Origin of the sequence: Actinomadura macrotermitis, assembly GCF_009604375.1 — a bacterium.
GTDB classification, from domain to species: Bacteria; Actinomycetota; Actinomycetes; order Streptosporangiales; family Streptosporangiaceae; genus Spirillospora; species Spirillospora macrotermitis.
On sequence record NZ_WEGH01000002.1, the window covers coordinates 1,099,472 to 1,124,046 of the forward strand.

Here is a 24,575-nt window from a genome sequence, read left to right on the forward strand (position 1 = left end):
TGGCAGCATCGGTCCCGTGATCGACGACGTGACACTCCCCGCGGACTGGGCCGACCGCGTCCGCGCCGCCGTGGCGGACCGGCCCGGCCTCGCCGGCGGCACGCTCACCCTTCTCGGCGCCGGCCTGGACAGCGTGGCGATCCGCCTGGACACCCCCGGTGGAGACGCCCACGTATTGCGCTTCCCGCAGCACGAGGAGGGCGCCGCGGGCATCGCGCGCGAGGCCCGGCTGCTGCCCGAGCTCGCGCCGCGCCTGCCCGTCCCCGTCCCCCGGTTCGCGTTCACCGCGCCCAACCCGCTCGGCCCAGGCGCCTTCTGCTGCTACCCGATGGTCCGGGGCGAGTCGCTGCAGCCGGAGGAGTGGCACGCGCGCGGGCTGCTGGACGAGCCCGAGACGCCCCGCCGGATCGCGGCGATCCTGGACGCCGTCCATATGTTTCCCGTGGAACATGCCCGCGAGCTCGGTGTCCAGGAGTGGGACCTGCGCGCCTCCTACACCGAGGACCTGGTGGCGGTCCGCGCGGAACTCCCCCGCCGGCTGACCGCCCGCGAGACGGCCGCCCTCATCGCGGCCTGGGAGGACCACCTCGCCGACGACGCCAACTTCGTGCACCTGCCGACGCTGATCCACGCCGACTTCAGCCTGGACCACCTGCCGGTCACCGGCACCCGGATCAGCGGCCTGATCGACTTCGGCGACACCGCGATCGGCGACCCCGACTACGACCTGGCCTACCTGTGGGACGAGGCCGGCCCCGGCCTCGTCCGCGCCGTCCAGGCCTGCCGCGGCCTCCCGCTGACCGCCCGGCAGGAGGCCAAACTGCGTTTCTGGGCGCTGTCGGAGCTGGCCAACGACGTGCTGCACGCCATCGAGGAGGACCTGCCGGCCCTTCGCGACCGGTCGCTGGCCGAGCTCCGCGAACACCTCAGCGGCGAGCCCGCAGCGCCTCGATGAACCAGGTGTACACCGGCATCAGGGACGGGAAGGCCGGCCAGCCGTTGATGACGCCGAGCAGCTGCCAGTACCGCTCGGCGCGCGGGTCGCTGCCCACCTCCAGCCGCTCCAGCAGCGACTCCCGGAACCGCGGGCCGTCGGTGCCGTCGACGCTCGCGGCGAACGCGGCGGCGAGCTCGTCCACGACCGGGCCCGCCTCCGGCGACGCCGGGTCCACGCCCGCCTCCAGCGCCGCGCCGGCCTTCGCCCGGACCAGCTCGCCGAGCTCCTGCGGGTTGCGCGGCGTCGTCTCCTCGGCCGCCTGGAACTCGGCCATCCGGCGGACGCTCGCCCGGAAACCGGGGTCGCCGACCAGTTCGGCGAGCTCCACCCACGCCTCCACCTGCTCGGCCGAGGGGTCGTCGGGCAGTTCGGGCATGGCCGTGCGCATCTTCTCGGCGAGGACCGGGTCGACGTCCAGGCCGGCGAAGGTCTCCTCGACGAACCCGGTGATGATGCGCCGGCGCTCCTCGTCGGACAGCCGCGCGAGCTTGTGCATGAGTTCCATCTCCTCGGGGTCGGATCCGCGTGCGGCGACGACCCGCAGCACCGCCCGGCGCAGCCGCAGCGTGCGGATCTGCACGTCCACCGCCTGCGCGTGCGCCGCCGCGACCTCGGCGAGCGTGACCTCGCGGGCCAGCACCCGCCGCACCGTCTCCAGGTCCACGCCCAGGTCGCGCAGGGTGCGCACCAGGTCCAGCCGCGCCGCCGCGGCCAGGTCGTACAGCCGGTAGCCGGCCGCGGTGCGCGCCGCCGGCGGCACCAGGCCGGAGTCGGAGTAGAACCGGATCGTGCGGACGGTGAGCCCGGTCCGCCGCGCCAGCTCCCCGATCGTGTACAGGTCGCCTGCCATGCCCCCACCCTGGGGTCTCCACCCGGTGGAGACTCAAGTCCGTTACCGGAAACGATCGTCGCAGCTCAGCGCGTCACCTGTCCGGCCGTGCGGCCGGTGTGCGACCATCGCGGGCAGTGAGGGGGTGCCGCGATGACGGCGACTGTCGCTACCAGGGCGCTGCGGCTCATGACGGCGTGCGTCCTGGCGCTCGGCCTCGGCGCCTGCGGGGACGGCACCGGCACCGGGACCGCGTCCGGGCCGCGGACGAGCAGCGCCGCACCGCCGGCCGTCCGCGACGGACTGCCGGAGGTCCCGGCGTCGCGGCTGCCCGCCGAGGCCCGCGCGACGCTGCGGCTCATCGAGGCGGGCGGGCCGTTCCCCTACCGCCAGGACGGCACCGTCTTTCGCAACCGTGAGGGCCGCCTTCCCGCCCGGGCAGGCGGCTACTACCTGGAGTACACGGTGCCGACGCCCGGGTCGCGGGACCGCGGCGCCCGGCGCATCATCGCCGGCAAGAGCGGGGAACGCTATTACACCGGCGACCACTACCGGAGCTTCGCGCGGGTCGTCCGCTGACGGCCCGGCCGGAACGGGGGAAGACGTGGAAGCGGATCTGGCACTCGGCGAACTGCTCGCCGGGCGGCTGAGGCCGGGCCTCTACCAGTGGCGGGCGGCCGATCCCGGCGGCGCGCCGGCGCAGGCGGCCGAGGCCGGCCTGCGCGCGTTCGTCCTGGACGGGCGGCGCATCCTGGACAAGGACACCCTGCTGCGGGCCTGCGCCGAGGTCTTCGACTTCCCCGAATGGTTCGGCGCGAACTGGGACGCCCTGGAGGACTGCCTCACCGACCTGTCCTGGGCGCCGGCCCACCGCGGCTACCTGGTCCTGTACGAGGGGTGGACCCGGCTGGCCGGCGACGACGAGGGGTCGTTCCGCACCGCGCTCGATGTGTTCGCCGAGGCCGTCGAGTCGTGGCGGGACACCCCCACCCCGATGAGCGTCCTGCTGCCGGTCCGCGGCGTCGAGGACGCCGGGCTGGACCTGCTGAACCACGCCGACCCGTGCTGACCGAGACCGCGCTGGTCGAACCGCGCTGACCGAGACCGCGCGGCCCAGGTCCTCGCCGCGCTGGTTCCGCCCCGCCTCATGGGGTCGCAGCCGAGGTGCCTCGCCCCGGCCTGTTCCACGGTGCCCGGCTCGCGCGCGAGTGCGCCGCCTGCCCGGTGAGGCGATGCCGGCGGCGAGCCTCAACGGGCAGATCGCGAAGCGATGCGCACAGCCCCTCAGTACGTGCTGGTGCCGCTGGAGTTGTTGATGTTCCAGAGCGCCCAGCCGTAGATGCCGAACACGAAGATCCAGGCGATGAGCACCAGCAGCGTGGTGATGTAGCCCATCACCAGGCCGGCCATCGCCATGCCCGAGCCGCCCTCGCCGGTGCGCTTGATCTGGCTCTGCGCGATATGCCCGAAGATGATGCCGAGGACGCCGAGGACGCCGAAGAAGCCGCAGGTGAACAGCGTCAGCACCACGTTGATGATGCCGATGATCATGGAGGCGGTCGCCATGCCGTTGTTGCTGACCGGCGTGGGCACGCCGCCGCCGTAGTAGTGGTGCTGCACCGGGGGCTGCTGGCCGTACCCGTAGGGGTCGGACGGGTTGTTGTAGCCGTAGGGGTCGGACGAGCCGTAGGGGGGCTGTGCCATGAGGGTTCCCGATCGGGTCGCGCGCCCGCCGTGGAGGAGTCGTTCGCGTGCGCTGAGGGCTGAAGGTCGGATTATGCCAGTGTGGTGGGGACGTGGACTGATCGCCCGATTCAGGGGATCTTTCGGGAGGTTAGATGCCGCACTCCCGGCCCCGGTTCCCGGCGCGGCGGTGGAAACCCGCTGACCGGACCCGGTCAGCCCAGGTTGTCGCGCAGCCAGGAGATGTCGCCGGCCTGCCCGTCGGACGGCGTCTCCACCACCACCGGCGCCCCGGCCGCGCGCACCACCGTCAGGATCAGCTCCGGGTCGATGGTGCCGGCGGCGATGTTGGCGTGCCGGTCGGCCCCCGACCCGAACGCGTCGCGGCTGTTGTTGCAGTGCACCAGGTCGATCCGGCCGGTGATGGCCTTGATGCGGTCGACGGCGTCGACGAGCTCCTCGCCCGCCGCGTGCGCGTGGCAGGTGTCCAGGCAGAAGCCGACCTTGGAGTCCAGGTCGGCGACCTGCGACATGACCTCCCACAGCCGGGCGATCCGGTCGAAGCTGCGGGCCATCGCGTTGCCGCCGCCCGCGGTGTTCTCGATGTAGATGGGGATCGGCGTCTCCAGCCGCTCGAACACCTTGCGCCAGTTCTCGAACCCCTTCTCGGGGTCGTCGTCCTTCAGCACGTGCCCGCCGTGCACGATCAGCGCCTTGGCGCCGATCCCCGCCGCGGCGTCCAGCTGCTGCTGCAGGAGCTTGCGGCTGGGGATGCGGATCCGGTTGTTGGACGTCGCCACGTTGATCACGTAGGGGGCGTGCACGTACACCTCGACGTCGGAGTCCCGGATCTCGGCCATGCCCTCGGGCAGCTCGGGCTTCTTCCACCCCTGCGGGTCGCCGAGGAAGAACTGCACGACCTCGGCGTCCTTGGCGCGGGCACTGGCGAGCGGGTTGGACTGGTCGACGTGGGCTCCGATGCGCATGCCCCGAGCGTAGCCGCGGGGTACGACGGCCGGGGCGAGGCGGCCTCAGAAGGTGAAGCCACCGTGTCGCAGCGCGAACGCGGCGCCGACGAACGAGCCGACCATGCCGATCACGTTCAGCCAGCGCTCCCCGGTGGAGGCCGACACCATCTGGGAGTACAGCGCGAGCGGCAGGCCGATCACGCCGGCCAGCGCGCCGAGGAAGTGGGTGGCGGGGATGAAGCCGAGCACCAGGGCGACCAGCCCGATGACGATCGCGGCGGGCGCCAGGGACCGCTCGACCGTGCCGCGCTCGGCGGCGGTGCCGGCGCCGGCGACCCGGCGTCCGGCCTGACGTTCGCTCCCGGCTGCCTCCTGAGGCATCGGGACTCACCCCTTTCGGTGCGCGCGGCGCCGCGCCGTCGCGGCACCGCGTTGAGCCGTGCGGGCACGGGCCCGCGGGCCCGTGCGTTACAGGGATTCCCGCAACCGGCCCCGATCAACCGGGGGTGCGGGCGCGGAAATGTCGGCGCCGCGGGGTAACGTCGAACACGGATTCGAGGCGAGCGGTCTCGATCCGCCCCGAGGGGAAGCGGGGGCCAGGAGATGGGGAGGTTGCCACGTGAGGGAGAGCGAACTAGCGGTCATCGGTGACGCCGAGCTCGTGGAGGAGCTGTCGATGCTGACGACGCAGGCCGCCCGCATGCGCGCCCGGATGGCCGACATCATGGCCGAGCTGGAACGACGGCGGCACGCCGCCCGGCCCGCGGGCCCGGGCGCCCGGCGCCAGCACGCGCGAACCGGCTCGCCAGCTGCCAACTCTTGGTAGCCTGTACCGGTCTCGCGGCAGGCGCCCCCACCATCGGGCCGGCGCCGCGGCCGCGACGGACGCAAGAGCCCTCCTGTCACGGAGAGACCGTGACCGCCTGAGTCCAGAGGAGGTAGGGACACAGCATGCGTCGTTACGAACTCATGGCCATCCTCGACCCCGCCATCGACGAGCGCACCGCCGGTGCGGCCCTCGACCCGTTCCTGAAGGTCGTCAAGGACGGCGGCGGCAGCGTGGAGAAGGTCGACGTCTGGGGCCGGCGCCGCCTGTCCTACGACATCCTGAAGAAGTCCGAAGGCATCTACGCGGTGGTCGACCTGTCGGCTGAGCCTGCCACGGTCAAGGAGCTCGACCGTCAGCTCAACCTGAGCGAGTCGATCCTCCGCACCAAGGTCATCCGCCCCGAGGTCCACTGAGCCTGACGGCTCAGTCCTCACACCACCCGAAGCGAGCCCCATGGCAGGCGACACCGTAATCACGATCGTCGGGAACCTCGTCGAGGACCCGAATCTGCGCTTCACCCCGAGCGGCCAGGCGGTCGCCTCCTTCCGCATCGCCTCGACCCCGCGGTTCTTCGACCGCCAGTCGAACGAGTGGAAGGACGGGGAGGCGCTCTTCCTGACCTGCAACGTCTGGCGGCAGGCGGCGGAGAACTGCGCCGAGAGCCTGACGCGCGGCATGCGGGTCATCGTGCAGGGCCGGCTGAAGCAGCGGTCGTACGAGACCAAGGAAGGCGAGAAGCGCCAGGTCTACGAGATCGAGGTCGACGAGGTCGGCCCGTCCCTGCGCAGCGCCACCGCCAAGGTCACCAAGGCCCAGCGGCAGGGCGGCGGGGGCTTCGGCGGCGGCGGCGACTTCGGTGGCGGCGGCCAGGGCGGCGGCGGCTTCGGCGGTGGCCAGGGCGGCGGCTTCAACGGCGGCGGCCAGGGCGGCGGCAACCGGGGCGGCGCCCCGGCGGGCGACCCCTGGGCCACCGGCGGCGGCGGCGGGGGCGGCGGATTCTCCGACGACCCGCCGTTCTAACCAGCAAGAAACTCCATATCACGTCCATTCCCGCGAAAGCGGGGCTCTCTCAAGAGGAGCACCACGATGGCGAAGCCACCTCCCCGCAAGCCGAAGAAGAAGGTTTGCGTGTTCTGCCAGGAGAAGATCTCCTACGTCGACTACAAGGACACCGGCCTGCTGCGGAAGTTCATCTCCGACCGCGGCAAGATCCGGGCCCGTCGGGTGACCGGCAACTGCACCCAGCACCAGCGTGACGTCGCCACGGCGATCAAGAACGCTCGTGAGATGGCGCTGCTGCCCTACACCAGCACCGCGCGCTGAGTCGGGGGGAACAGATCATGAAGCTCATCCTGACCCAGCAGGTCTCCGGCCTCGGCGAGCCCGGCGACGTCATCGAGGTCAAGGACGGCTACGGCCGTAACTACCTCGTGCCGCGCGGGTTCGCGATCAAGTGGACCCGGGGCGCCGAGAAGCAGATCGACTCCATCAAGAAGGCGCGTTCGGCCCGCGAGATCGCGACCGTCGAGCACGCCAAGGAGGTCGCCGGCCGGCTGAAGTCGATCAAGGTGACGCTGCGCACCCGCACGGGCAGCAACGGCCGCCTGTTCGGCGCGGTCACCGCGGCCGACATCGCCGACGCGGTCAAGGCCGCCGACGGCCCCGACCTGGACAAGCGCCGCATCGAGATCGGCAACCCGATCAAGACCGTGGGCACCCACCAGGTCAGCGTCCGGCTGCACTCCGACGTCAGCGCCACGATCGACGTCAACGTCGTCGGCGCCTGACACCGGGTCTTACGGCAGGGCCTTCACCGGGCCCGCGCCACCGGCAGCGCACGGCCGGGATCCCCGTTTCCGGGGGTCCCGGCCGTTCCGCATTCTGGTGATCCTCCCGCTTCGCCCTTGAACCGCCCGCTCTTTGGTCCTCCTCGCCCCGGCGGTTACCGTGCGTTAGTGGATCACCGCGGAACGGGAGGTGCGGCATGTGCGAATACCCGGGGGAAGAGCGGAAGGGGGCGCCGCCGACGCGCCGCGCGGTGCTGGGCGTTCTGGCCGCGCTGGGGATCCCGCTGCCGATCGCCTTAGGCATGGACAATGAGGCGATGGCCGCCACCCCCGATCAGCGCCTGCCGGCCCGTCCCGGTCCGGGTCCGCGCCCCCTGGTCCACGCCCGCTCCTCCTGGCACGCCCGCCCGCCGCGCCGCCCGGCCACCGTGCTGCGCCGCGCGCCCGACCGCATCGTGGTCCACCACACCGCCACCCCGAACTCCACCGACTACTCGCTGGAGCACGCCTACGCCCTGTCGCGCGCCATCCAGCGTTTCCACATGGACGGCCGGGGCTGGGACGACTCCGGCCAGCAGCTCACGATCAGCCGCGGCGGCCACATCATGGAGGGCCGCAACACCAGCCTCGCCTCGATCGCCGCGGGCCGGCACACCCTCGGCGCGCACGCCCTGCAGCACAACGAGCACGCCGTCGGCATCGAGAACGAGGGCACCTACATGGAGCAGCGCGTCCCCGGCACCCTGTGGAGGTCGCTGGTGGACGTGTGCGCGTGGCTGTGCGACGAGTACCGGCTGGACCCCTTCCGGGCCATCGTCGGGCACCGCGACTACGGCGAGACCGACTGCCCCGGCGACGTCCTGTACGGGCGGCTGCCCTTCCTGCGCGAGAGCGTCGCGGCCCGGCTGGGCCGGCCCCGCTGGGGGGACGAGGACGACGAGGACGACGGCGACGAGCGCCGTAGCGGCTCCCGCGACCGCTGACCCGGCCTAGCCCTCGGGGGCGCTGTAGCGGCTCCGGCTCTTGGCGATCTCCGGGTCCAGGCCCTCGACCAGCGCCCACAGCCCGGCGACGCGTTCCAGCAGGTCCGCGGGGGGAGGGCCGGCGAGGCTCTCGGCGGCCAGGTCGTCGATCGCCTGGGTCAGCCTGGCCAGCCGCTCGTCATCCCCGGAACACATGTTCGAATAGTAGTGGGTGGGGCACGCGGTGCAGGTGGGATCGCGGTGAAGCTCAGCGGGCCGCGGCGGGTACCCGGGCCGGGCCGAACCAGCGGGCCAGGGCCTCGGCCGGCGTGCCGGGGTCGCCGGTGGCCCACGCGACGACGCCGTCGGGGCGGATCAGCACGGTGCCGGCGTCGATCCCCTCGCACGGGCCGGGCACGGCCGTCACCCGGTCCGCCCACCCGGCGGCGGCCGCCGGGTCATCGGTGACCAGCACGCCGCCTCCCGCGTGGTGCAGGTCCGCGACGCGGCGGCCGCCGGCGGTGAGGTCCGGCGGCTGCACCCGGCCGACCTCGTCGCGCGCCGAGCCGAGGTCGTGGCGGACGCCCGCGCCGGTGATCAGGTCGGTCAGGTACCGGTTGGCGTCGTCGTGGTCCAGCATCCGGGCGAAGATCTCGCGCAGCGCGCCCGTGTGCGGGCCCGGCTGCAGCAGCGCGACCTGCGCGCGGGTGTTGTCCAGCACCTGCGCCGCGACCGGCCGCCGCTCGGCGGTGTAGGTGTCCAGCAGCCGCGCGGGCGCGTCGCCGCGCGCCACCAGCGCGAGCTTCCAGCCGAGGTTGGCCGCGTCGCCGAGCCCGAGGTTGAGGCCCTGGCCGCCGAACGGCGAGTGCACGTGCGCGGCGTCCCCGGCCAGCAGGACGCGCCCGGCGCGGTAGTCGTCCGCGAGGCGGGCGTTGTCGGTGAACCGGGTGAGCGACGACGCGGACTTCAGCGTGACCTCGGTCCCGGTGACGCGGCGGACGGCGGCCTGCACCTCGGCCAGGGTGACCGGGGCGTCGCGGTCGGCGGGCGGGCCGTCGAACTCCACCACCAGGATCCGGCCGGGGACCGGGCCGTTGACCATGAGGCCGCCGGGGCAGCGGTTCCAGCCGCGGGGCACGAAGTCCGGATCGTCGATCTCGACCATGCCCTGGTAGCCGGTGATGATCCCGTCGGTGCCGGGGAAGGCGATCCCGCTGCCCTTGCGGACCGGGCTGCGGCCGCCGTCGGCGCCGACGAGCCAGGGCGTGCGCAGGCCGTAGCGGCCGTCCGGGCCGTCGACGGTGAGGGTGACGCCGTCCGCGTCCTGCTCGAAGGAGGCCAGGGCGTGGCCGCGGCGGACGTCCACGCCGAGCCCGGCGGCGTGCTCGGCGAGCACCTCCTCCAGCCGGTCCTGCGGGATAAGGAACGCCGGGCTCGCGGTGAAGGCGCTCTCGCGCAGCGCGAACAGGCCGGCGAAGTGGCCGCGCGGCTTCGGGCCGCCCCCGGTGGGCCGGGGCATCCCCGCGAACAGCTCCCGCTGGACCTCGGTCAGGCGCCCGGTGAGGCCGCGCCGGTCCAGCAGCTCGGCGGCGCGGCCGTGCATGGCGCCCGCCTTGACGCGCCGGTCCACCTCGGTGTTGCGCTCCAGCACGATCGCGCGGGCGCCGTGCAGCGCCAGCTCCCCGGCCAGCAGCAGCCCGACCGGGCCGGCGCCGATGACCACTACGTCCTTAACGCTGTTAAATTCCATGGCGCCAGCATGCCCTTAACAGCGTTAAGCTGTCAACCGTGAAACTGGAGCGCGACGAGATCGTCCGGACCGCCATCCGCCTGCTCGACGAGGTCGGCCTCGACAAACTGAGCCTGCGCGGCCTCGCCAAGGAGCTGAACGTGCAGGCCCCGGCCCTGTACTGGCACTTCAAGAACAAGCAGGAACTGCTCGACCAGATGGTCTCCACCATGGCCGCCGAGTCCTACGGGCCCGACGCCCCGCTGCCCGGGCAGAGCTGGGACGACTGGCTCGCCGGCCGCGCCCGCGCGCTCGCCACCGCACTGCGCTCCCACCGCGACGCCGTCCGCCTCGCCGCCGGCAGCCGGCCCACCGCCGAGCGCGCGGGCGCCGTCGAAGGCATGATCGGCGCCCTGTGCGACGCCGGGTTCACCCCAGGCGAGGCCCTCAGCAACATCCTGGTCATCACCGACTACGCCGCCGGCACCGTCCTGGAAGAGCAGTCCGGCCGCGACCGCGCCGACGGCGCCCCCACCGGCGGACCCCTCCTCACCGCCGCGGCCGCCGAACTCGGCGACACCTTCGAATACGGCCTCGCGCTGCTCATCGACGGCATGCGCGCCCGCCTCGCCCGCCGCTAGCGGACCGCGCCCATCACCATCCACGCGTCACCGCGCGCCCGCCACCCGAGCGTGACCATCCGCGTCGCCATCCACACGCCGATGGCCAGCCACAACCCGAGCAGCCCCGCGCCCGCCGCGTACAGCGCGAGCGCCGCGGGCAGGAAGACCAGCGTCGCCACCAGCGTCGTCACCGCCAGATAGCCGCCGTCACCCGCACCGATCAAGATGCCGTCCAGGACGAACACCACCCCCGCGACCGGCTGCAGCAGCGCCACCACCAGCAACGACGACAACAGCAGGCCGCGCACATCGCCGTCACCGGTGAACAGCCCCGGCAACCACGGCCGCACCACCAGGATCGACCCGCCGAACACCACCCCGCAGGCCACGCCCCAGCCGACCATCCGGCGCGTCACCGCCCGCGTCCCCACCGTGTCCGACGCGCCCAGATACCGGCCGGTGATCGCCTGCCCCGCGATCGCGATCGCGTCCAGCGCGAACGCCAGCAGCGTCCACACCTGGAACCCCACCTGATACGCGGCGATCTCCGCATCGCCCATCCGCGCCGCGATCGCGGTACCGACGATCAGCACCGCCCGCAGCGCCGCCGTCCGCAACAGCAGCCCCGCCCCCGCCGACGCCGCCGTCCGCACCCCCGCCAGATCCGGCCGCACCGGCGCCCCGTGCCGGCGCGCCGCCCGCAGCACCACCGCCACGTACACCGCCGCGCTCACCGTCTGCGCCAGCACCGTCCCCGCCGCCGAACCGCCGATGCCCCAGCCGAGCCCGATCACCAGCAGCACGTTCAGCGCCAGGTTCACCGAGAACCCGCCGACCGACACCACCAGCGGCGTCCGGGTGTCCTGCAGCCCCCGCAGCACCCCCGTCCCGGCCAGCACGACCAGCATCCCCGGCACACCGAACAGGCTCACCCGCAGATACGTCTCGGCATACGGCGTCACCTCCGCCGACGCGCCGAAGGCCCCCACCAGCCACGGGACGAGCGGCCAGCCCGCGACGATCAGCACCGCGCCGATCGCGAGCGCCAGCCACATCCCGTCGATGCCCTGCCGGACCGCCGCCCGCATGTCCCCGGCCCCGACCCGCCGCGCCACCCCCGCCGTCGTCCCGTACGCCAGGAAGACACAGAGATAGACCAGCGTCGCCAGCGCCTGCCCCGCCACCCCGAGACCGCCCAGCTGCGCCGTCCCCAGATGCCCGACGATCGCCGAGTCCGACAGCAGGAACAGCGGCTCGGCGACGAGCGCGCCGAACGCGGGGACCGCGAGGCGCCAGATCTCCCGGTCGTGCGGCGAAGGACGGATCATGAGGACCGCCACGCTACCAAGCTGTAAGCGACATCAGCACATGGTCCCTTACCGGCCCGGTGAGGCGATCCACACCGACTTTCTTTCCCACACACCCCGTGGACAACATCACCCCAGGTCAGCACCCCTGCGCCCGAACTTCCCCACAGCTCGTCCACAGGGTTGTCCACAGGTAGTGCACAACCTTGACGGCGTGTCTGCACACCCCCGTCCACAGATCCTTTTGGCGTTGCGCCCGTGGTGCTCGCAAAATGTCAGGGGCCTCCGGTAGACGTGAGATGAACACGTGACCGCGGCGGGCCGTGATGAAGGGGGTGGGCGCAAGATGAGTGTGACCGAGCTCGGATCGCACGAACCGGAGTTCGAACGCACCCCACCGCACGACATCGCGGCGGAACAGGGCGTCCTCGGCGGCATGCTCCTGTCCCAGGACGCCATCGCCGAGGTCGTCGAGGAACTGCGCACCGGCGACTTCTACCGCCCCGCCCACCAGATCATCTGGGACGCCATCCTCGACCTGTACGGCCGCGGCGAACCCGCCGACGCCGTCACCATCGTCGGCGAGCTCACCAAACGCGGCGAGATCGCCCGCGTCGGCGGCGCCCCCTACCTGCACACCCTGATCTCCTCGGTCCCCACCGCCGCCAACGCCGGCTACTACGCCAAGATCGTCCGCGAGCGCTCGGTCCTGCGCAAGCTCGTGGAGACCGGCACCCGCATCGTCCAGATGGGCTACGCCGCCGACGGAGCCGACGCCGACGACGTCCTCGACCGCGCCCAGGCCGAGGTCTTCGCCATCGCCGAGAAACGCGCGGGCGAGGACTACGTCCCCCTCAGCGAGATCATGCCGGGGGCGCTGGACGAGATCGAGGCCATCGGCAGCCGCGGCGGCCAGATGACCGGCGTCCCCACCGGCTTCGCCGACCTGGACGCCCTCACCAACGGCCTTCACTCGGGTCAGATGATCGTCGTCGCAGCGCGCCCTGCAATGGGTAAAGCGCTCAAAACGGACACTCCTCTACCAACCCCCACAGGTTGGACAACAATGGGCGAGGTCCAGGTGGGCGACCACCTCATCGGAGCCGACGGCCGCCCCACCCGCGTCGTCGCCGCCACCGAGGTCATGCACGGCCGCCCCTGCTACGAGGTCGAGTTCTCCGACGGCGAGGTCATCACCGCCGACGCCGACCACCAGTGGCGCACCACGACGCGCGAGCCGCGCTCCGATGTAGCCCGGCCCCATACGGTGCCTTGGCATACTGCTATCCAGATCACTTCTTTGTGCGGGTCGAGCAAGTCGATAGCAAGCGCTGCTGTGGCGGTCCGCCTCCTCAAGGAACGTGCCCTCATCGGCAATGGAGGGGCATTCTCCACTGCTTTGGACGGGAGCTCGTTCGTCGTTGACGAAGCGCGCCCCACCCGCTCTCGGCCGATCTGGCCTCAGAACGGCGAACTGGCAACCACCACCCATTCCGTCAGCCTGCCTGTGGCAGGAAAGAGTGGCATCGCAGCGGCGCACACCTTCAGCGCCCCCCACCTGAGCGACGGCGCCGGCCGGCCGTTCCCTGAGGGGAGCACCTCCGGCGGGAAGCGGCCAGGTGCAGTCGGCGCGCACTGTTTCGCCGGTTCTATACCGACAGCCCACCTCGCCTCGGCTCGTGGGCGTTGTGAACTCCCGCAGGCCCTCCGCACCGCCAAGCGCTTCGCACGTCCCGGGAGCTCTGCCCACCCGGCAGGGACCGGCGGGAGCGTCGCCGGTCGGCACCACCTGTCCATGCTGCTCAACGGCGGGCGGATGCCGTCGGGAAGCGCGGCTTCTGCTCGACAGCGTCCCGGCCACCCGGTTGTGAAGTCCTCCTGCCGGCCGAACGGCCACCTCCTGACGCCGTCCCGCGCGGTCAGGACGACGGCGGAGCTCGCGGCGACCCTGCGCCATCACGGCGACGGCCTATCGAACCATGCCGTCGAGGTGGCCGCCCCCTTCGTGTTGCCCGCCGCAGGCCTGCCCGTCGACCCCACGCTGCTCGGTGCATGGCTGGCCGGCACCGAGGTCGACGAGCAGACCGAAGCGGCGATCCGATCCATCACCTCCGGCAAGCGCATCCCGGCGATGTACCTGCGCGCTTCGCAGGTGCAACGTCGGGCGCTGCTCACGGGCATGCAGGATGTCGCCGGCCTCGCCTCAGAGAACGGCCAGGCCCGGCTCACCTTCACCGACCGCGGCCTGGCCGAAGACGTCCGCGAACTGGTCCTCAGCCTCGGCCACCAGGTCACCGCGGCGGAGCAGGGCGAGGAGCACCGGATCGACTTCACCCCGGCCGACACGGCACACGAGGTCCGGTACATCGTGGATGTGCGGCCGGTGGAGAGTGTGCCGGTGCGGTGCGTGCAGGTCGACAACGACGACCACATGTACCTCGCCGGGCGGTCGTGCGTTCCGACGCACAACTCCACGCTGGCGCTGGACTTCGCCCGCGCGGCGTCCATCAAGCACGGGCTGACCTCGGCGTTCTTCAGCCTGGAGATGGGGCGCAACGAGATCACGATGCGTCTGCTGTCGGCCGAGGCGCGGGTGGCGCTGCACGCGATGCGGTCGGGCACCATGCAGGACGAGGACTGGACGCGTCTCGCCCGGCGGATGAGCGAGGTCGCCGAGGCGCCGCTGTTCATCGACGACTCGCCCAACATGTCGATGATGGAGATCCGCGCCAAGTGCCGGCGGCTGAAGCAGCAGCACGACCTGCGGCTCGTGGTCATCGACTATCTGCAGCTGATGACGTCGGGCAAGCGGGTGGAGAGCCGCCAGGTCGAGGTGTCGGAGTTCTCGCGGTCGCTGAAGCTGCTGGCCAAGGAGCTGCAGGTGCCCGTCATCGCGCTGTCGCAGCTGAACCGTGGCCCCGAGCAGCGAACGGACAAAAAGCCCATGGTGTCCGACCTACGCGAATCGGGATCAATCGAGCAGGATGCGGACATGGTGATCCTGCTGCACCGTGAGGACGCCTATGAGAAGGAGTCCCCGCGGGCAGGCGAGGCCGACCTGATCGTGGCCAAGCACCGTAACGGCCCGACCGCGACGGTGACCGTGGCGTTCCAGGGCCACTACAGCCGTTTCGTCGACATGGCCCAATAGGTCCTGCGACGGCCGGGCGTCAGGTTGCCGGTTCGGGGGCCGGGGTGATCGCCGCCGCGGCGGCCAGGACCGCCAGGGCGGACGCGGTCATGGTGGTGGTGGTCAGGGCCGACGCGAAGGCCGCGGGGACGGACGGGTCGCCCCAAGCGAGGGCGGCGGCGTCCGGGACCCGGTGGCCGAGGGAGCGTTCCAGCGACGCGTGGAAGACACCGCCGAGCACCGCGATCCCGAGGGCGCAGCCGAGCTGGCGGACCGCGCCGGCCGCCATCTCGCTCCGTTCCGGTGGGACCGCGGCCATCGCCGCCGCGGTGACGTTGGGCAGCGCGACGCCGAAGCCGGGGACGAGCGCGGCCCAGCCGGAGGATGCGGTGAGGCCGGTCTGGCCCAAGCGCGCCGGCGCCGATGAGCAGCAGTTCGGCCCCGATCGTCCAGCGGGGCCGGACGCGGTGCAGGAAGCGGCCGGTCAGCCAGGAGGACGCGAAGGCCAGGCCGCCGCGGCGACGACCGGGCCGACGAACCTCGCCGTCCAGGTCGCGTGACCTGTACCGCTATCTGACCGAGCGGGTCGCGGCGCTGGAGGCGGTGGGCCATGTCGAGACCGCGCCGATCGTGCGGAACGTCAAGCGGGTCGGGACCCTGCTGGATCCGGCGTTCCGGTGAGCCGGTCCTTCAGGAAGGCCAGGATCTCGTCCCTGGCCTTCAGGGTGGGGTGCCCGGCCTCGTCGACGAGGTGGGCGGTGACGACGCTGTGCGGGGTCTGGACCACGTCGCGGAAGAACGGGGGCGGGTCGGTGGCGGCATCGTCGTCGGTGAGGACGCGTCCGTCGAAGGCGTCGCCGAGGAGTGCCCGGTAGGCGGCGAAGCGTTGCCCGGTGCACCAGCGGTCGCCCTCGAAGCGATAGGCGAGGACCTTCAGCCCGTCGCGGGTGACGCGGTCGCGGACGGCGCGGGCGTCCTCGTCGCTGAGTTCGAGCCCGGCGGGGTCGTCCAGCGGCAGTGACGGGTGGTTGACCACCGGCGCGATGACGGCCGGTTCGAGGGTCATGGTGAGGGCGAAGTTGCCGGTGAAGCAAAGCCCGATCGCGCCGGCCCCCGGGCCGCCGCACTCGGCGTGGGCCTGCCGGGCGAGCCCGCGCAGCCACGCGGTGACGGGGCTGGTGCCGCCGCCGGCGAAGGCGCGGAACTCGGCGCTGACGCAGGCGCGGCGGACGACCTGCGTGCCGTCCTCGGCGGTGGGGTAGGCGCCGTCGGTGCCGAAGAGGGAGGGGACGAAGACGGTGAAGCCGGCGTCCCGGATCCACCGTGCGAGCCGGAGGACGTCGGGGCTGATGCCGGGCATCTCGGGCATGAGGACGACGGCCGGGCCCGTCCCGGCCATGTAGACGGTCTTCACCACCCCGTCCACGTCCACGCGGCGGCGGGTGAAGTCGGTGATCGGGTCGTCGGTGCTCATGGGGACAGCGTGGACGGGCGCGCCCGCGCGGGGCGAGAGGCCGGATCGCCATGTACGGGGGTAATCTCGCCACAGGAGGTGGACGTGGGCGCGTTGCGGGTCGGTGTCCTGGCGTATCCGGGCTGTTTCGCGTCCGAGGTGTTCGGCGTCCCCGACCTGCTGACGATGGCCGCGCACGTCGCCGGCCCGGACCGCGACGGGTATGAGGTTTCGGTTGTTTCGCCCCGTCGGCGGGTCGTCGCGTCGGGCGGTGCGGCGCTGGCCGTATCCGCACCGGGTGAGGCCGATGTCCTGGTCGTGCCGGGGTTCGAGCTTCGGCCGGGCCTTGATGTGGACGCCCGGCTGGCGTCCCTCGCCCCCGAGATCGCGGTGGTCCGCGCGCACGCCGCCGCGGGCGGCGCCGTCGTCTCGATCTGCGTCGGCGCGTTCCTGCTGGCCGAGGCGGGGCTGCTCGCCGGGCGCCGGGCCACGACGGCGTGGCTCTTCGCGGACGAGCTGGCCCGGCGCTGCCCGGACGTCGACGTCCGCCCCGACCGCCTGGTCGTCACCGACCGGGGGGTGACGACGACGGGGGCGTTCAGCGCCATGTACGACTTCGCGCTGGAGCTGATCCGCCGGCACAGCGGCGCCGGCGTGGCGCGGGCGACGGCGCGGGTGGCGCTCGTCGACGACGCGCGGTCGACCCAGACCCCCTACGTCGACGCGGCGCTCCTCCCGCAGCCCGGTCACGGCTTTGCCCGCCGGGTCATGCGGCGCCTCGACCAGGACCTCGCCGCCCCCTACGACCTGGCCGCATTGGCGAAGGCGTTCGACGTCAGCACCCGGACGCTGCTGCGGCGCTTCGCGCAGGAGACGGGTCAGAGCCCGCTCGAACACCTGCAGGCCGCGCGGGTCCGCCGTGCCCGCCACCTTCTGGAGACGACGGACCAGACCGTCGCCGCCGTCTCCGCCGCGGTCGGGTACCGGGATCCGGGGACCTTCGCCGCGCTGTTCGCCAGGCACACCGGGCGGCGCCCGAGGGACTACCGGGCGGCCTTCAGAGCGTCCGGGCGCGGCGGCGCGGCAGGATGACCGTGGCCAGCGTCAGCGCCGCGAGGGTGCCCCAGTAGGAGATCGAGCGCCAGCCCGGGACGAAGGGGTACTCGGCGAGCGGGGCGATCGCGCCGACCAGGTAGAGGGACGAGGCCAGCGCCCAGCGCCCGTCGCGGGTCACCGCGGTCGCGGCGACGGCCAGGCCGAGCAGGGCGACCTCGACGACCGCGCGCAGCAGCGTCCACGGCGGGCCGGTGACGGCGGAGACGTGGGCGTAGCCGAGGACGGCGGCGGTCGCGGCGAGCCACAGCGGGCTGCGCCGGCGCAGCCGGTCGCCGCGCACGGCGAGCACCGCGAGGATCGCGGCCACCGCCCAGAACCCCAGCGGGACCGACCACCCGCTGACGGGGACCCCGTGCCCGACGCCCAGGTCCGACGTGGGGCCGCTGACCTGAAGGGCCGCGAAGAGGGCCACCGGCAGGGCGAGGCGCGCCCGGCCGAACACGACCGGGAGCATGAGCAGCGCCATGACGGCGCCGAACCAGGCGTGGTTGTAGATGGTCCAGAACGCCGCGACGGTATTGGCCAGGATCAGCGGCGGCAGCGCCAGGTGCAGGCCGTCCACCCACCAGGGGCGGGGCCCGGCGGTGGCGGCGCGGGCCCGTTCGGCCAGGCCGCCCCGGACCAGGGCGAACGCCTCGCGGGCCGGGGGTGTGCGGCGGCCGGGCGGGGACGCCTCCAGCAGCGTCGCGGTCAGCTCGCCCCCGTTGGCCTCGCGGTAGCCGCGGGGATAGGCGAGCAGCAGCCTGCGGTAGTGACGTTCCAGCCTGTCGGTCATGCCTGTGCCGTCCTCGGGGAGATCCTGCGGGTCACGGCCCGGGCGGCCTGCCGCATCCGCTCCGCCTCCGCCGTCACGGCCTCGCGGCCGGCGGGGGTGATGCGGTAGTAGCGGCGCGGCCTGCCCTGGACGGTCTCCTCGCGGTCCAGCTCGACCAGGCCGGCGCCGGCCAGGCGGTCCAGCGCCCCGTACAGGGTGCCGACCGCGAGGCGGACGCGGCCGCCGGACTCCTGTTCGGCCAGCTTGATGACGCCGTAGCCGTGGCTGGGGCCGTCCAGGAGCGCGGCGAGGATGAAGTAGGTGGGTTCGCTCATCGTCCGGGCCATGGCCCGACTATATATCGGCAGGCGATGTATCGGCAATCAGGGCATCTCGGGGCGGTCGATGACGCGCACCCAGGTCCCGTCCTCCTGCCGCCGGACGACCTGGACGCGGCCGCCGGTGCCGTCCAGGGCGCGGGTGGAGGTGAGGGCGATGTCGCCGTAGTACAGCGTCGGCAGCGGCTCCTCGGGCCGGAAGGCGGGCCGGGCGGCGATCATCTGCTCGAAGACCTCGCGGATCGCCGCGCGGCCGACCGTCTCGCTGCCGGGCGGGAAGGCCATCAGGGCGTCGGGGGCGTACAGCTCGGCGGCGCCCGCGGCGTCCCCGGCGTTGACGCGCTCGACGAACAGGCGGGTGATGTCCTCGGGGGTCTTCGCGGCCATGTCGTTCTCTTTCCCTAGCGGCTGATACCTCCAGTCTTTCCAGCCGGCGGCCAGAAGTCCAAAATCTGGATCTTCTGGAAACTAGAATCGCCGCTTATGGAACTGCGTCAGCTCAGGTACTTCGTCACCGTGGTGGAGGAGGCGAACTTCACCCGGGCGGCCGAGCGGCTGCTCGTCGCGCAGCCCGGCGTCAGCGCCCAGATCAGGCAGCTGGAGAAGGAGTTCGGGCAGGAGCTGCTGGACCGCTCCGGGCGGCGGGTGCGGCCCACCGAGGCGGGCGCGGTCGTGCTGCCGTTCGCCCGCGCGGCGCTCGCCGCGGTCGAGGGCGCGCGGCTGGCGGTGGACGAGCTGGCCGGGCTGGTCCGCGGCCGGGTTGCGGTCGGGATGGTCACCTCGATGCCGGCCCGCACGCTGCCCGACCTGCTGGCCGGCTTCCACCGCGACCATCCCGGCGTGGAGATCACGCTGGTGGAGGGGCCCTCGGAGGACCTGGTCCGCAGCGTGCTCGCCGGGGAGCTGGACATGGCGTTCGCCGGCCTGGCGGGCGGGCCGCCGCCCGGCCTGGCCGTCCAGGTGCTCACCGACGAGCCGATGGTCGCCGTGGTCGACGGCGACGACCCGCCGGCCGCGTCCGGCCGGATCGCGCTGGCCGCGCTGCGCGACCGGCCGCTCGCCTGCCTGCCGCGCGGCACCGGCCTGCGCGCGGTGCTGGAGCGGGCCTGCGCGGCGGCGGGGTTCACGCCGAGAGTGGCGTTCGAGGCGGCCGACCCGCTGGTGCTGGCGCAGCTCGCGGCGCGCGGGCTCGGCATCGCGATCGTGCCGGAGTCGCTGGCGGCGGCGCACCCGGACGAATTCCACGCCCTGCGCTTCGACGGGGACGCACTGCGCGGGCAGCTCGTGTTCGCTTGGCGGGAGGACCGGCCGGGGAGTCCGGCAGCGCGCGCGCTCATCGGGCGCGCCCGCGCCGCGCTGCCCGACCTGTGGGTCACTTCAGGAAGCCGGTGACCAGCGCGATGAACTCCTCCGGCCGCTCGAACAGCCCGACGTGGCCGGTGTCGAGCTCGGCGTAGGAGGCGCCGGGGATGGCGGTGTGGAACTCGCGGGCGTTCTGCACCGGGATGGTGGCGTCCTGCGTGCAGCCGACGACCAGGGTGGGCGCCTGGATCTGCGGCAGCAGGGGGCGGACGTCCAGCCGCAGGTTGAGGTCGAGCTGGCGCAGCGTGCCGGGGGTGGGCTTCATGTAGGCGGTGTTCTGCTCGACGGCCTCGCGCCCGATGCGGTTCAGGTGGTCGCGGCTGAACGCGGTGAAGGTGCCGAGGCGTCCGAACGCGGCGGGGACGCCCGCGATGTCGCGCCACACCGTCATCAGGTTGCGCAGGTACTCGTCGCCCGCGTGGCTCCACCCGGCGACGGCGACCAGGCGGCGCACCAGGTCGGGCCGGGTGGCGGCGACGGCGGCGGTGACGGCCGCGCCGAGGGAGAACCCGACCACGTCCGCGGGGCCGGCGCCGGCGTCCTCGATGACGGCGGCGACCTGCGCGGCGAGGCCCTCGATGGTCAGCTCTCCGCCGTCGTCCTCGGCGGAGTCGCTGCCCGACAGGTCCGGCAGGATCACGGTGTGGCCGGCGGTGAAGGCGTCCAGCACGCCGAGCCACATGTCCGAGCCTCCGCCGGTGCCGTGCACCAGCACCAGGGCCGGCCCCGAACCCTCGACGCGGTAGCGGATACGCGCGTTCCCAACGGTGATCTCGGGCATGGTCCTCGGTTCCTCTCATCCGGTGATGAGCCGAGGTTTCCACCGCCTGCCGTGCCCTACTAGCGGACCCGTTTCCCTAGGATCGGCGGACCTACGCTGCAGCGAGACGCCAGAGTGAGGTCGTCTCGGCAGCGCGCGCGCTGTAGAGGGCGTCGGTGGTGTCGGCGGCCTTCGGGTGGACGGGTTTGACGTCCATCCGGTCCACCACGCGCAGGCCTGCCGCGTCGAACAGGGCGAGCAGGTCGGCGCGGGGACGCAGGCCGAGGTGCTCGGCGAGGTCGGACAGGATCAGCCAGCCCTCGCCGCCCGGTTCCAGGTGGTCCGGCAGGCCGGCGAGGAAGCCGCGCAGCATCCGCGAGTCCGGGTCGTAGACGGCGTGCTCCAGCGGCGAGCTGGGCTTGGCCGGCACCCACGGCGGATTGCACACGACCAGGGGTGCGCGTCCGGGCGGGAACAGGTCGGTCTGCAGCAGCTCGATGTGGTCGGCGACACCGAGCCGGTCGAAGTTCTCTTGGGCGCAGGCAAGCGCGCGCGGGTCGAGGTCGGTGGCGACCACTTGCGCCACGCCCCGCCGTACCAGGACGGCCGACAGCACACCCGTGCCCGTGCCGATGTCGAAAGCGCGGGTCGTCGCAGGCAATGGCGCCTCCGCGACCAGGTCGACGTACTCGCCACGGACCGGGGAGAACACCCCGTAGTGCGGGTGGACGCGGTCGCCGCCCAGCGCGGGGATCGGCACGCCCTTGGCGCGCCACTCGTGCGCGCCGATGAGGCCGAGCAGCTCGCGCAGCGACGCGACGTACGGCTCGTCGGACGGCCCGTACGCCTCGGTGCACGCCTCCTGCACATCCGGCGCACGCCGCAGTGCCACGACATGCCCCGCGTCGAACGGGATGAGCAGCATGCCGAGCATCCGCGCCCGCTGCGCGCGCGCTTGGCGGTGCAGGTGAAACGCCTGCACGCCCTCCGGAACGGCTTTAGGACGCCGTTTGGGACGGTCCGCCCGCCGCGCCATCGCCTGCAGCAGCTGCCGCGCGTTCTGGAAGTCGCCCCGCCACAGCAGCGCGGTGCCCTCGCTGGCCATCCGGAACGCGGTGTCGGCCTGCATCCGGTCGTCGGCCACCACCACCCGGCGGGGCGGCGCCGCGCCGCTCTCGGACCGCCAGCGGGCCGAACGGTCCGCGTCGTCCTCGTGCCAGTGCAGCAACGGGGGTTCTTCCTGGGGCTTCACCTGCACGATCTTGTCATGGCAGGATCACCGCAAATGATGAGACTTCCCGGACCATTGCACGTGGTCAACGAAGGCCTGGCCTTCCTGCTGGAGGTCTGCGCCCTCGGCCTCCTGTGCTGGTGGGGCTTCTCGACCGGCGGGAACGTGGCCCTGCACGTTCTGCTGGGCATCGGCGCGCCGCTGGCGGCGGCGGTGCTGTGGGGCCTGTTCGCGTCGCCCAAGGCCCGCCACGGCACGTCCCTGCCGGTCGTGCTGACGGTGAAGGCGCTGGTGTTCGGGGCCGCCGCCGTCGCGCTCGTCCCGCTCGGGCATCCGGTGCTCGCGGCCGTGTTCGCGGCCGTCGCGCTGGTCAACACCGTGCTCGCCACGCTGGACCGGGAGGCGGCGTTCCACCAGGCCCGCTCATGAGGCCAGGTCCGCGCTGGACAGGTGCCGCGACGTCGCGGCCAGCTCGTGCAGCGCCTGCTCCGAGGGCGACCCGGGCTCGGCGGCGTAGAGCATCAGCCGGCTGAGGTCGGGGTCGCCGGGCAGGTGCAGCGTCTCGAACGGCAGCACCAGCCGCCCGACGTCCGGATGGTCGATGCGCGCCTCGCCGTGCGTCAGCTCGCCGACGTGGTGCGCCGCCCACATCCGGCCGAACCGCGGGCTGCGCTCGCGCAGCTCGGCGACCAGCGCGGCCAGGTCCCGGTCGTCGGGGTCCTGCCCCGACCGGAACCGCAGGTAGGCGACGTTGCGGCGGGCGACCGTGGCCCAGTTGTCGCCGAGCCGCGCCCGGTAGTCGTCGTTCAGGTGGATCTGGTGCGACCAGGTCCGCTCGCCGGGCGGGACGGCGGCCAGGTCCACGAACACCGCCGCCGTCAGCCGGTTCCACGCCACCACGTTCGTGTGGTGCCCGACGATGTAGGCGGGCGCGTGCGTGATCGAGTCCAGCAGGTGCTGCAGCGGCGCGCGCAGCCGGGGCGGCCCGGCGGGGCGCGGCCGTCGCCGCGGGTGCGCGAGGCGGTGCAGGTGGGCGTGCTCGTCGGGGTCCAGCCGCAGCGCGCGGGAGACCGCGTCCAGGATCTCGGCGGACACGTTGTCGGCGCCGCCCTGCTCCAGCCGGATGTAGTAGGCGACGCTCACCCCGGCGAGCTGCGCCAGCTCCTCGCGGCGCAGCCCGGGGACGCGACGGCGGCCGCCGTAGTCGCGCAACCCGACGTCCGCGGGCTGGAGCCGGGCGCGACGGGACTTCAGGAACTCCCCCAGGTCGGACATGCGGCTTAGCCTGCCACTGCCGGTGGTACGCATGAGCGGGGGCTGGGTACCCGCCGCCCGCCGCGTGATCGTGAAGGCATGACCGCACTCGTTGAAGCCCCGCCACGGCGGGCCGCCGGGATGACCGCCCGGCAGAAGCTCGTCCTGACCCTGCTGCTCGGCGCGCAGTTCATGCTCGCCATCGACTTCTCCATCCTTAACGTCGCGCTGCCCGTCGTCGGCGAGGGCCTCGGCTTCGGCCTCGGCTCGCTGCAATGGATCGCGACCGCGTTCGCGCTGCCCGCCGCCGGGTTCACGCTGCTGTCCGGCCGCGTCGCCGACCTGTTCGGGCGTCGCCGGATGCTGCTGGCCGGCATGGCGCTGCTCGCGCTCGGCTCGCTGGTCGGCGGCCTCGCCACGTCCCCGGCGGTGCTGCTCACCGGCCGCGTCATGCAGGGGCTGGCGACCGCGATCGCGACGCCCGCGGCGCTGTCGCTGCTCACCACCTCGTTCCGTGAAGGGCCGCTGCGCACCCGCGCGCTCGGGCTGAGCGGCGCGCTGATGTCGGCCGGGTTCACCGTCGGCGCGGTGCTCGGCGGCGTGCTGACCGACCTGCTGAGCTGGCGCTGGGCGTTCCTGGTGAACGTGCCGGTCGCGGTGCTGATCCTGGCCGTCACCCCGCTGGTGGTCGCCGAGAGCCGCGCGCCGGGACGGCCCCGGCTGGACGTCCCCGGCGCGGTCACCGTGACCGGCGGGCTGCTCGCCCTCGTCTACGGGATCACCGTGCGGCCGTGGGCGATCGCGCTCGGCGCGGCGCTGCTGGCGGCGTTCGTGCTGATCGAGCGGCGGTCGGCGGCGCCGCTCGTCCCCTTGAAGGTGCTGTCGCGGCGGACGGTCGCCTGGGGCAACCTCGGCGGCTTCATCGCCTTCGCGACCGAGACCTCGCTGGTGTTCCTGATGACCCTCTACCTGCAGCAGGTCCTCGGCTACTCGCCGCTCGCCACCGGCCTCGCGCTCGGCGTCCTCGGCGCCGGCACCTTCGCGGGCGGCCTGGCCGCACCGAGGATCATGGCGCGGTTCGGCGGGCGCGGCGCGCTGGCGTCCGGCCTGGTGCTGCAGGCCGCCGCGACGGCCGCGCTGCTCGGCCTCGGCGCCACCCACGGCGCGCTGCCGCTGCTGCTCGTCGCGACCGCGGTCGGCGGGTTCGGCAACCTCGTCGCGATCGTGGCGTTCATGGGCACCGCCACCTCCGGGCTGCCCGACGCCGAGCAGGGCCTGGCCACCGGCCTGGCCACCCTCACCCAGCAGGTCGCGATCACCCTCGGCATCCCGGTGATGAGCGCGATCGCCACCACGGGAGGAACCGTCCTCGCCGGCGTCCACACCGCGACGCTCGCCAACGCCGCGATCACCCTGGCGGGCGCCGCGCTCGTCGCCGTCCTGCTCCCCCGGAAGTGAGCACC

31 protein-coding genes are annotated in these 24,575 nt (G+C 73.1%); 16 read left to right on the plus strand and 15 right to left on the minus strand.

Annotated elements, in window-relative coordinates; translation table 11 throughout:
- The first annotated feature begins 16 nt into the window (after positions 1 to 16).
- Positions 17 to 955 (plus strand): phosphotransferase family protein, encoded by a 939-nt coding sequence (locus tag ACRB68_RS16965; protein ID WP_153533403.1) that lies wholly within the window; start codon positions 17 to 19, stop codon positions 953 to 955.
- Here ACRB68_RS16965 and ACRB68_RS16970 read toward each other — a convergent pair.
- Positions 927 to 1,847, minus strand: a complete 921-nt coding sequence (locus ACRB68_RS16970; RefSeq protein WP_153533404.1) for a MerR family transcriptional regulator — start codon at positions 1,845 to 1,847, stop codon at positions 927 to 929. The genes ACRB68_RS16965 and ACRB68_RS16970 overlap by 29 nt on opposite strands.
- Positions 1,848 to 1,979: 132 nt before the next feature.
- Here ACRB68_RS16970 and ACRB68_RS16975 point away from each other — a divergent pair, with 132 nt between their 5' ends.
- Together ACRB68_RS16975 and ACRB68_RS41315 are read left to right on the plus strand one after the other, a co-directional pair.
- Positions 1,980 to 2,405, plus strand: a complete 426-nt coding sequence (locus ACRB68_RS16975) for a ribonuclease domain-containing protein (RefSeq protein ID WP_153533405.1) — start codon at positions 1,980 to 1,982, stop codon at positions 2,403 to 2,405.
- A gap of 25 nt (positions 2,406 to 2,430) precedes the next feature.
- Entirely contained in the window at positions 2,431 to 2,895 is a 465-nt protein-coding gene (locus ACRB68_RS41315) for a barstar family protein (protein ID WP_207709713.1), read from the plus strand.
- Between the two features lie 215 nt (positions 2,896 to 3,110).
- On the opposite strand, the gene ACRB68_RS16985 is transcribed toward ACRB68_RS41315, so the two are convergent.
- From ACRB68_RS16985 to ACRB68_RS16995, 3 genes are all read right to left on the minus strand, one after another.
- Positions 3,111 to 3,530 carry a DUF4190 domain-containing protein gene (locus ACRB68_RS16985; protein WP_153533406.1) on the minus strand — a complete coding sequence of 140 codons (420 nt, stop codon included), beginning with the start codon at positions 3,528 to 3,530 and terminating at the stop codon, positions 3,111 to 3,113.
- A gap of 194 nt (positions 3,531 to 3,724) precedes the next feature.
- A complete protein-coding gene (locus tag ACRB68_RS16990) occupies positions 3,725 to 4,495 on the minus strand; it encodes a deoxyribonuclease IV (RefSeq protein WP_153533407.1) in 771 nt (256 codons plus the stop codon).
- A 45-nt stretch (positions 4,496 to 4,540) separates the two neighbouring features.
- Entirely contained in the window at positions 4,541 to 4,858 is a 318-nt protein-coding gene (locus tag ACRB68_RS16995; RefSeq protein ID WP_235959418.1) for a hypothetical protein, read from the minus strand.
- Between the two features lie 238 nt (positions 4,859 to 5,096).
- Here ACRB68_RS16995 and ACRB68_RS17000 point away from each other — a divergent pair, with 238 nt between their 5' ends.
- The 6 genes from ACRB68_RS17000 (at position 5,097) to ACRB68_RS17025 (ending at position 8,076) form a co-directional block, all read left to right on the plus strand.
- Positions 5,097 to 5,303 (plus strand): hypothetical protein, encoded by a 207-nt coding sequence (locus ACRB68_RS17000; RefSeq protein ID WP_235959841.1) that lies wholly within the window; start codon positions 5,097 to 5,099, stop codon positions 5,301 to 5,303.
- A 125-nt stretch (positions 5,304 to 5,428) separates the two neighbouring features.
- Positions 5,429 to 5,719 carry a 30S ribosomal protein S6 gene (rpsF, locus tag ACRB68_RS17005; protein WP_153533408.1) on the plus strand — a complete coding sequence of 97 codons (291 nt, stop codon included), beginning with the start codon at positions 5,429 to 5,431 and terminating at the stop codon, positions 5,717 to 5,719.
- 40 nt (positions 5,720 to 5,759) lie between these two features.
- On the plus strand, positions 5,760 to 6,326 hold the full coding sequence (locus tag ACRB68_RS17010; RefSeq protein WP_153533409.1) for a single-stranded DNA-binding protein: 567 nt from the start codon (positions 5,760 to 5,762) through the stop codon (positions 6,324 to 6,326).
- Between the two features lie 66 nt (positions 6,327 to 6,392).
- Positions 6,393 to 6,629, plus strand: a complete 237-nt coding sequence (rpsR, locus tag ACRB68_RS17015) for a 30S ribosomal protein S18 (RefSeq protein ID WP_019631633.1) — start codon at positions 6,393 to 6,395, stop codon at positions 6,627 to 6,629.
- A 17-nt stretch (positions 6,630 to 6,646) separates the two neighbouring features.
- A complete protein-coding gene (gene rplI / locus ACRB68_RS17020; protein ID WP_153533410.1) occupies positions 6,647 to 7,093 on the plus strand; it encodes a 50S ribosomal protein L9 in 447 nt (148 codons plus the stop codon).
- 197 nt (positions 7,094 to 7,290) lie between these two features.
- The gene (locus ACRB68_RS17025) at positions 7,291 to 8,076 is read left to right on the plus strand and encodes a peptidoglycan recognition protein family protein (protein ID WP_153533411.1); all 786 of its coding nucleotides are present in this window, start codon (positions 7,291 to 7,293) and stop codon (positions 8,074 to 8,076) included.
- A 6-nt stretch (positions 8,077 to 8,082) separates the two neighbouring features.
- On the opposite strand, the gene ACRB68_RS17030 is transcribed toward ACRB68_RS17025, so the two are convergent.
- Positions 8,083 to 8,271, minus strand: coding sequence for a hypothetical protein (locus ACRB68_RS17030; RefSeq protein ID WP_153533412.1), 189 nt, complete (start codon positions 8,269 to 8,271; stop codon positions 8,083 to 8,085).
- A 52-nt stretch (positions 8,272 to 8,323) separates the two neighbouring features.
- Positions 8,324 to 9,805, minus strand: coding sequence for an FAD-dependent monooxygenase (locus tag ACRB68_RS17035; RefSeq protein ID WP_153533413.1), 1,482 nt, complete (start codon positions 9,803 to 9,805; stop codon positions 8,324 to 8,326).
- Between the two features lie 38 nt (positions 9,806 to 9,843).
- Between ACRB68_RS17035 and ACRB68_RS17040 the strand changes: the two genes are divergently transcribed.
- Positions 9,844 to 10,425 carry a TetR/AcrR family transcriptional regulator C-terminal domain-containing protein gene (locus tag ACRB68_RS17040; RefSeq protein ID WP_194293345.1) on the plus strand — a complete coding sequence of 194 codons (582 nt, stop codon included), beginning with the start codon at positions 9,844 to 9,846 and terminating at the stop codon, positions 10,423 to 10,425.
- Here ACRB68_RS17040 and ACRB68_RS17045 read toward each other — a convergent pair.
- Positions 10,422 to 11,735, minus strand: coding sequence for an MATE family efflux transporter (locus ACRB68_RS17045; RefSeq protein WP_153533415.1), 1,314 nt, complete (start codon positions 11,733 to 11,735; stop codon positions 10,422 to 10,424). The two genes, ACRB68_RS17040 and ACRB68_RS17045, sit on opposite strands and share 4 nt — an antisense overlap.
- Positions 11,736 to 12,060: 325 nt before the next feature.
- Here ACRB68_RS17045 and dnaB point away from each other — a divergent pair, with 325 nt between their 5' ends.
- Entirely contained in the window at positions 12,061 to 14,865 is a 2,805-nt protein-coding gene (dnaB, locus tag ACRB68_RS17050) for a replicative DNA helicase (protein WP_153534982.1), read from the plus strand.
- 19 nt (positions 14,866 to 14,884) lie between these two features.
- On the opposite strand, the gene ACRB68_RS17055 is transcribed toward dnaB, so the two are convergent.
- Entirely contained in the window at positions 14,885 to 15,253 is a 369-nt protein-coding gene (locus ACRB68_RS17055) for an MFS transporter (RefSeq protein ID WP_153533416.1), read from the minus strand.
- Positions 15,254 to 15,267: 14 nt separating this feature from the next.
- Between ACRB68_RS17055 and ACRB68_RS40200 the strand changes: the two genes are divergently transcribed.
- A complete protein-coding gene (locus ACRB68_RS40200) occupies positions 15,268 to 15,525 on the plus strand; it encodes a hypothetical protein (protein ID WP_194293403.1) in 258 nt (85 codons plus the stop codon).
- On the opposite strand, the gene ACRB68_RS17060 is transcribed toward ACRB68_RS40200, so the two are convergent.
- Positions 15,485 to 16,318 carry a dienelactone hydrolase family protein gene (locus ACRB68_RS17060; RefSeq protein WP_153533417.1) on the minus strand — a complete coding sequence of 278 codons (834 nt, stop codon included), beginning with the start codon at positions 16,316 to 16,318 and terminating at the stop codon, positions 15,485 to 15,487. The genes ACRB68_RS40200 and ACRB68_RS17060 overlap by 41 nt on opposite strands.
- A gap of 84 nt (positions 16,319 to 16,402) precedes the next feature.
- Between ACRB68_RS17060 and ACRB68_RS17065 the strand changes: the two genes are divergently transcribed.
- Complete coding sequence (locus ACRB68_RS17065) at positions 16,403 to 17,389, plus strand: GlxA family transcriptional regulator (RefSeq protein WP_328594318.1); 987 nt, start codon at positions 16,403 to 16,405, stop codon at positions 17,387 to 17,389.
- Here ACRB68_RS17065 and ACRB68_RS17070 read toward each other — a convergent pair.
- Genes ACRB68_RS17070 through ACRB68_RS17080 form a run of 3 tightly spaced genes read right to left on the minus strand, consistent with a single transcriptional unit; the run spans position 17,355 to position 18,892 of the window.
- Positions 17,355 to 18,188 (minus strand): hypothetical protein, encoded by an 834-nt coding sequence (locus tag ACRB68_RS17070; RefSeq protein ID WP_153533418.1) that lies wholly within the window; start codon positions 18,186 to 18,188, stop codon positions 17,355 to 17,357. The genes ACRB68_RS17065 and ACRB68_RS17070 overlap by 35 nt on opposite strands.
- The gene (locus tag ACRB68_RS17075) at positions 18,185 to 18,514 is read right to left on the minus strand and encodes a PadR family transcriptional regulator (protein ID WP_153533419.1); all 330 of its coding nucleotides are present in this window, start codon (positions 18,512 to 18,514) and stop codon (positions 18,185 to 18,187) included. The genes ACRB68_RS17070 and ACRB68_RS17075 overlap by 4 nt, the downstream gene beginning before the upstream one ends.
- A gap of 36 nt (positions 18,515 to 18,550) precedes the next feature.
- Positions 18,551 to 18,892, minus strand: a complete 342-nt coding sequence (locus ACRB68_RS17080) for a YybH family protein (RefSeq protein WP_153533420.1) — start codon at positions 18,890 to 18,892, stop codon at positions 18,551 to 18,553.
- Positions 18,893 to 18,988: 96 nt separating this feature from the next.
- On the opposite strand from ACRB68_RS17080, the gene ACRB68_RS17085 reads away from it, so the two are divergent.
- Entirely contained in the window at positions 18,989 to 19,897 is a 909-nt protein-coding gene (locus ACRB68_RS17085) for a LysR family transcriptional regulator (RefSeq protein WP_153533421.1), read from the plus strand.
- Here the strand turns inward: ACRB68_RS17085 and ACRB68_RS17090 are convergent.
- A complete protein-coding gene (locus ACRB68_RS17090; RefSeq protein ID WP_153533422.1) occupies positions 19,878 to 20,648 on the minus strand; it encodes an alpha/beta fold hydrolase in 771 nt (256 codons plus the stop codon). The genes ACRB68_RS17085 and ACRB68_RS17090 overlap by 20 nt on opposite strands.
- A 91-nt stretch (positions 20,649 to 20,739) precedes the next feature.
- A complete protein-coding gene (locus tag ACRB68_RS17095) occupies positions 20,740 to 21,879 on the minus strand; it encodes a class I SAM-dependent methyltransferase (protein ID WP_328594319.1) in 1,140 nt (379 codons plus the stop codon).
- Positions 21,880 to 21,912: 33 nt separating this feature from the next.
- On the opposite strand from ACRB68_RS17095, the gene ACRB68_RS17100 reads away from it, so the two are divergent.
- On the plus strand, positions 21,913 to 22,287 hold the full coding sequence (locus tag ACRB68_RS17100) for a YrdB family protein (protein WP_194293346.1): 375 nt from the start codon (positions 21,913 to 21,915) through the stop codon (positions 22,285 to 22,287).
- Here ACRB68_RS17100 and ACRB68_RS17105 read toward each other — a convergent pair.
- A complete protein-coding gene (locus ACRB68_RS17105; protein WP_207709714.1) occupies positions 22,282 to 23,133 on the minus strand; it encodes a helix-turn-helix domain-containing protein in 852 nt (283 codons plus the stop codon). The two genes, ACRB68_RS17100 and ACRB68_RS17105, sit on opposite strands and share 6 nt — an antisense overlap.
- A 78-nt stretch (positions 23,134 to 23,211) precedes the next feature.
- On the opposite strand from ACRB68_RS17105, the gene ACRB68_RS17110 reads away from it, so the two are divergent.
- A complete protein-coding gene (locus tag ACRB68_RS17110) occupies positions 23,212 to 24,570 on the plus strand; it encodes an MFS transporter (RefSeq protein WP_153533424.1) in 1,359 nt (452 codons plus the stop codon).
- The last annotated feature ends 5 nt before the right edge of the window (positions 24,571 to 24,575 follow it).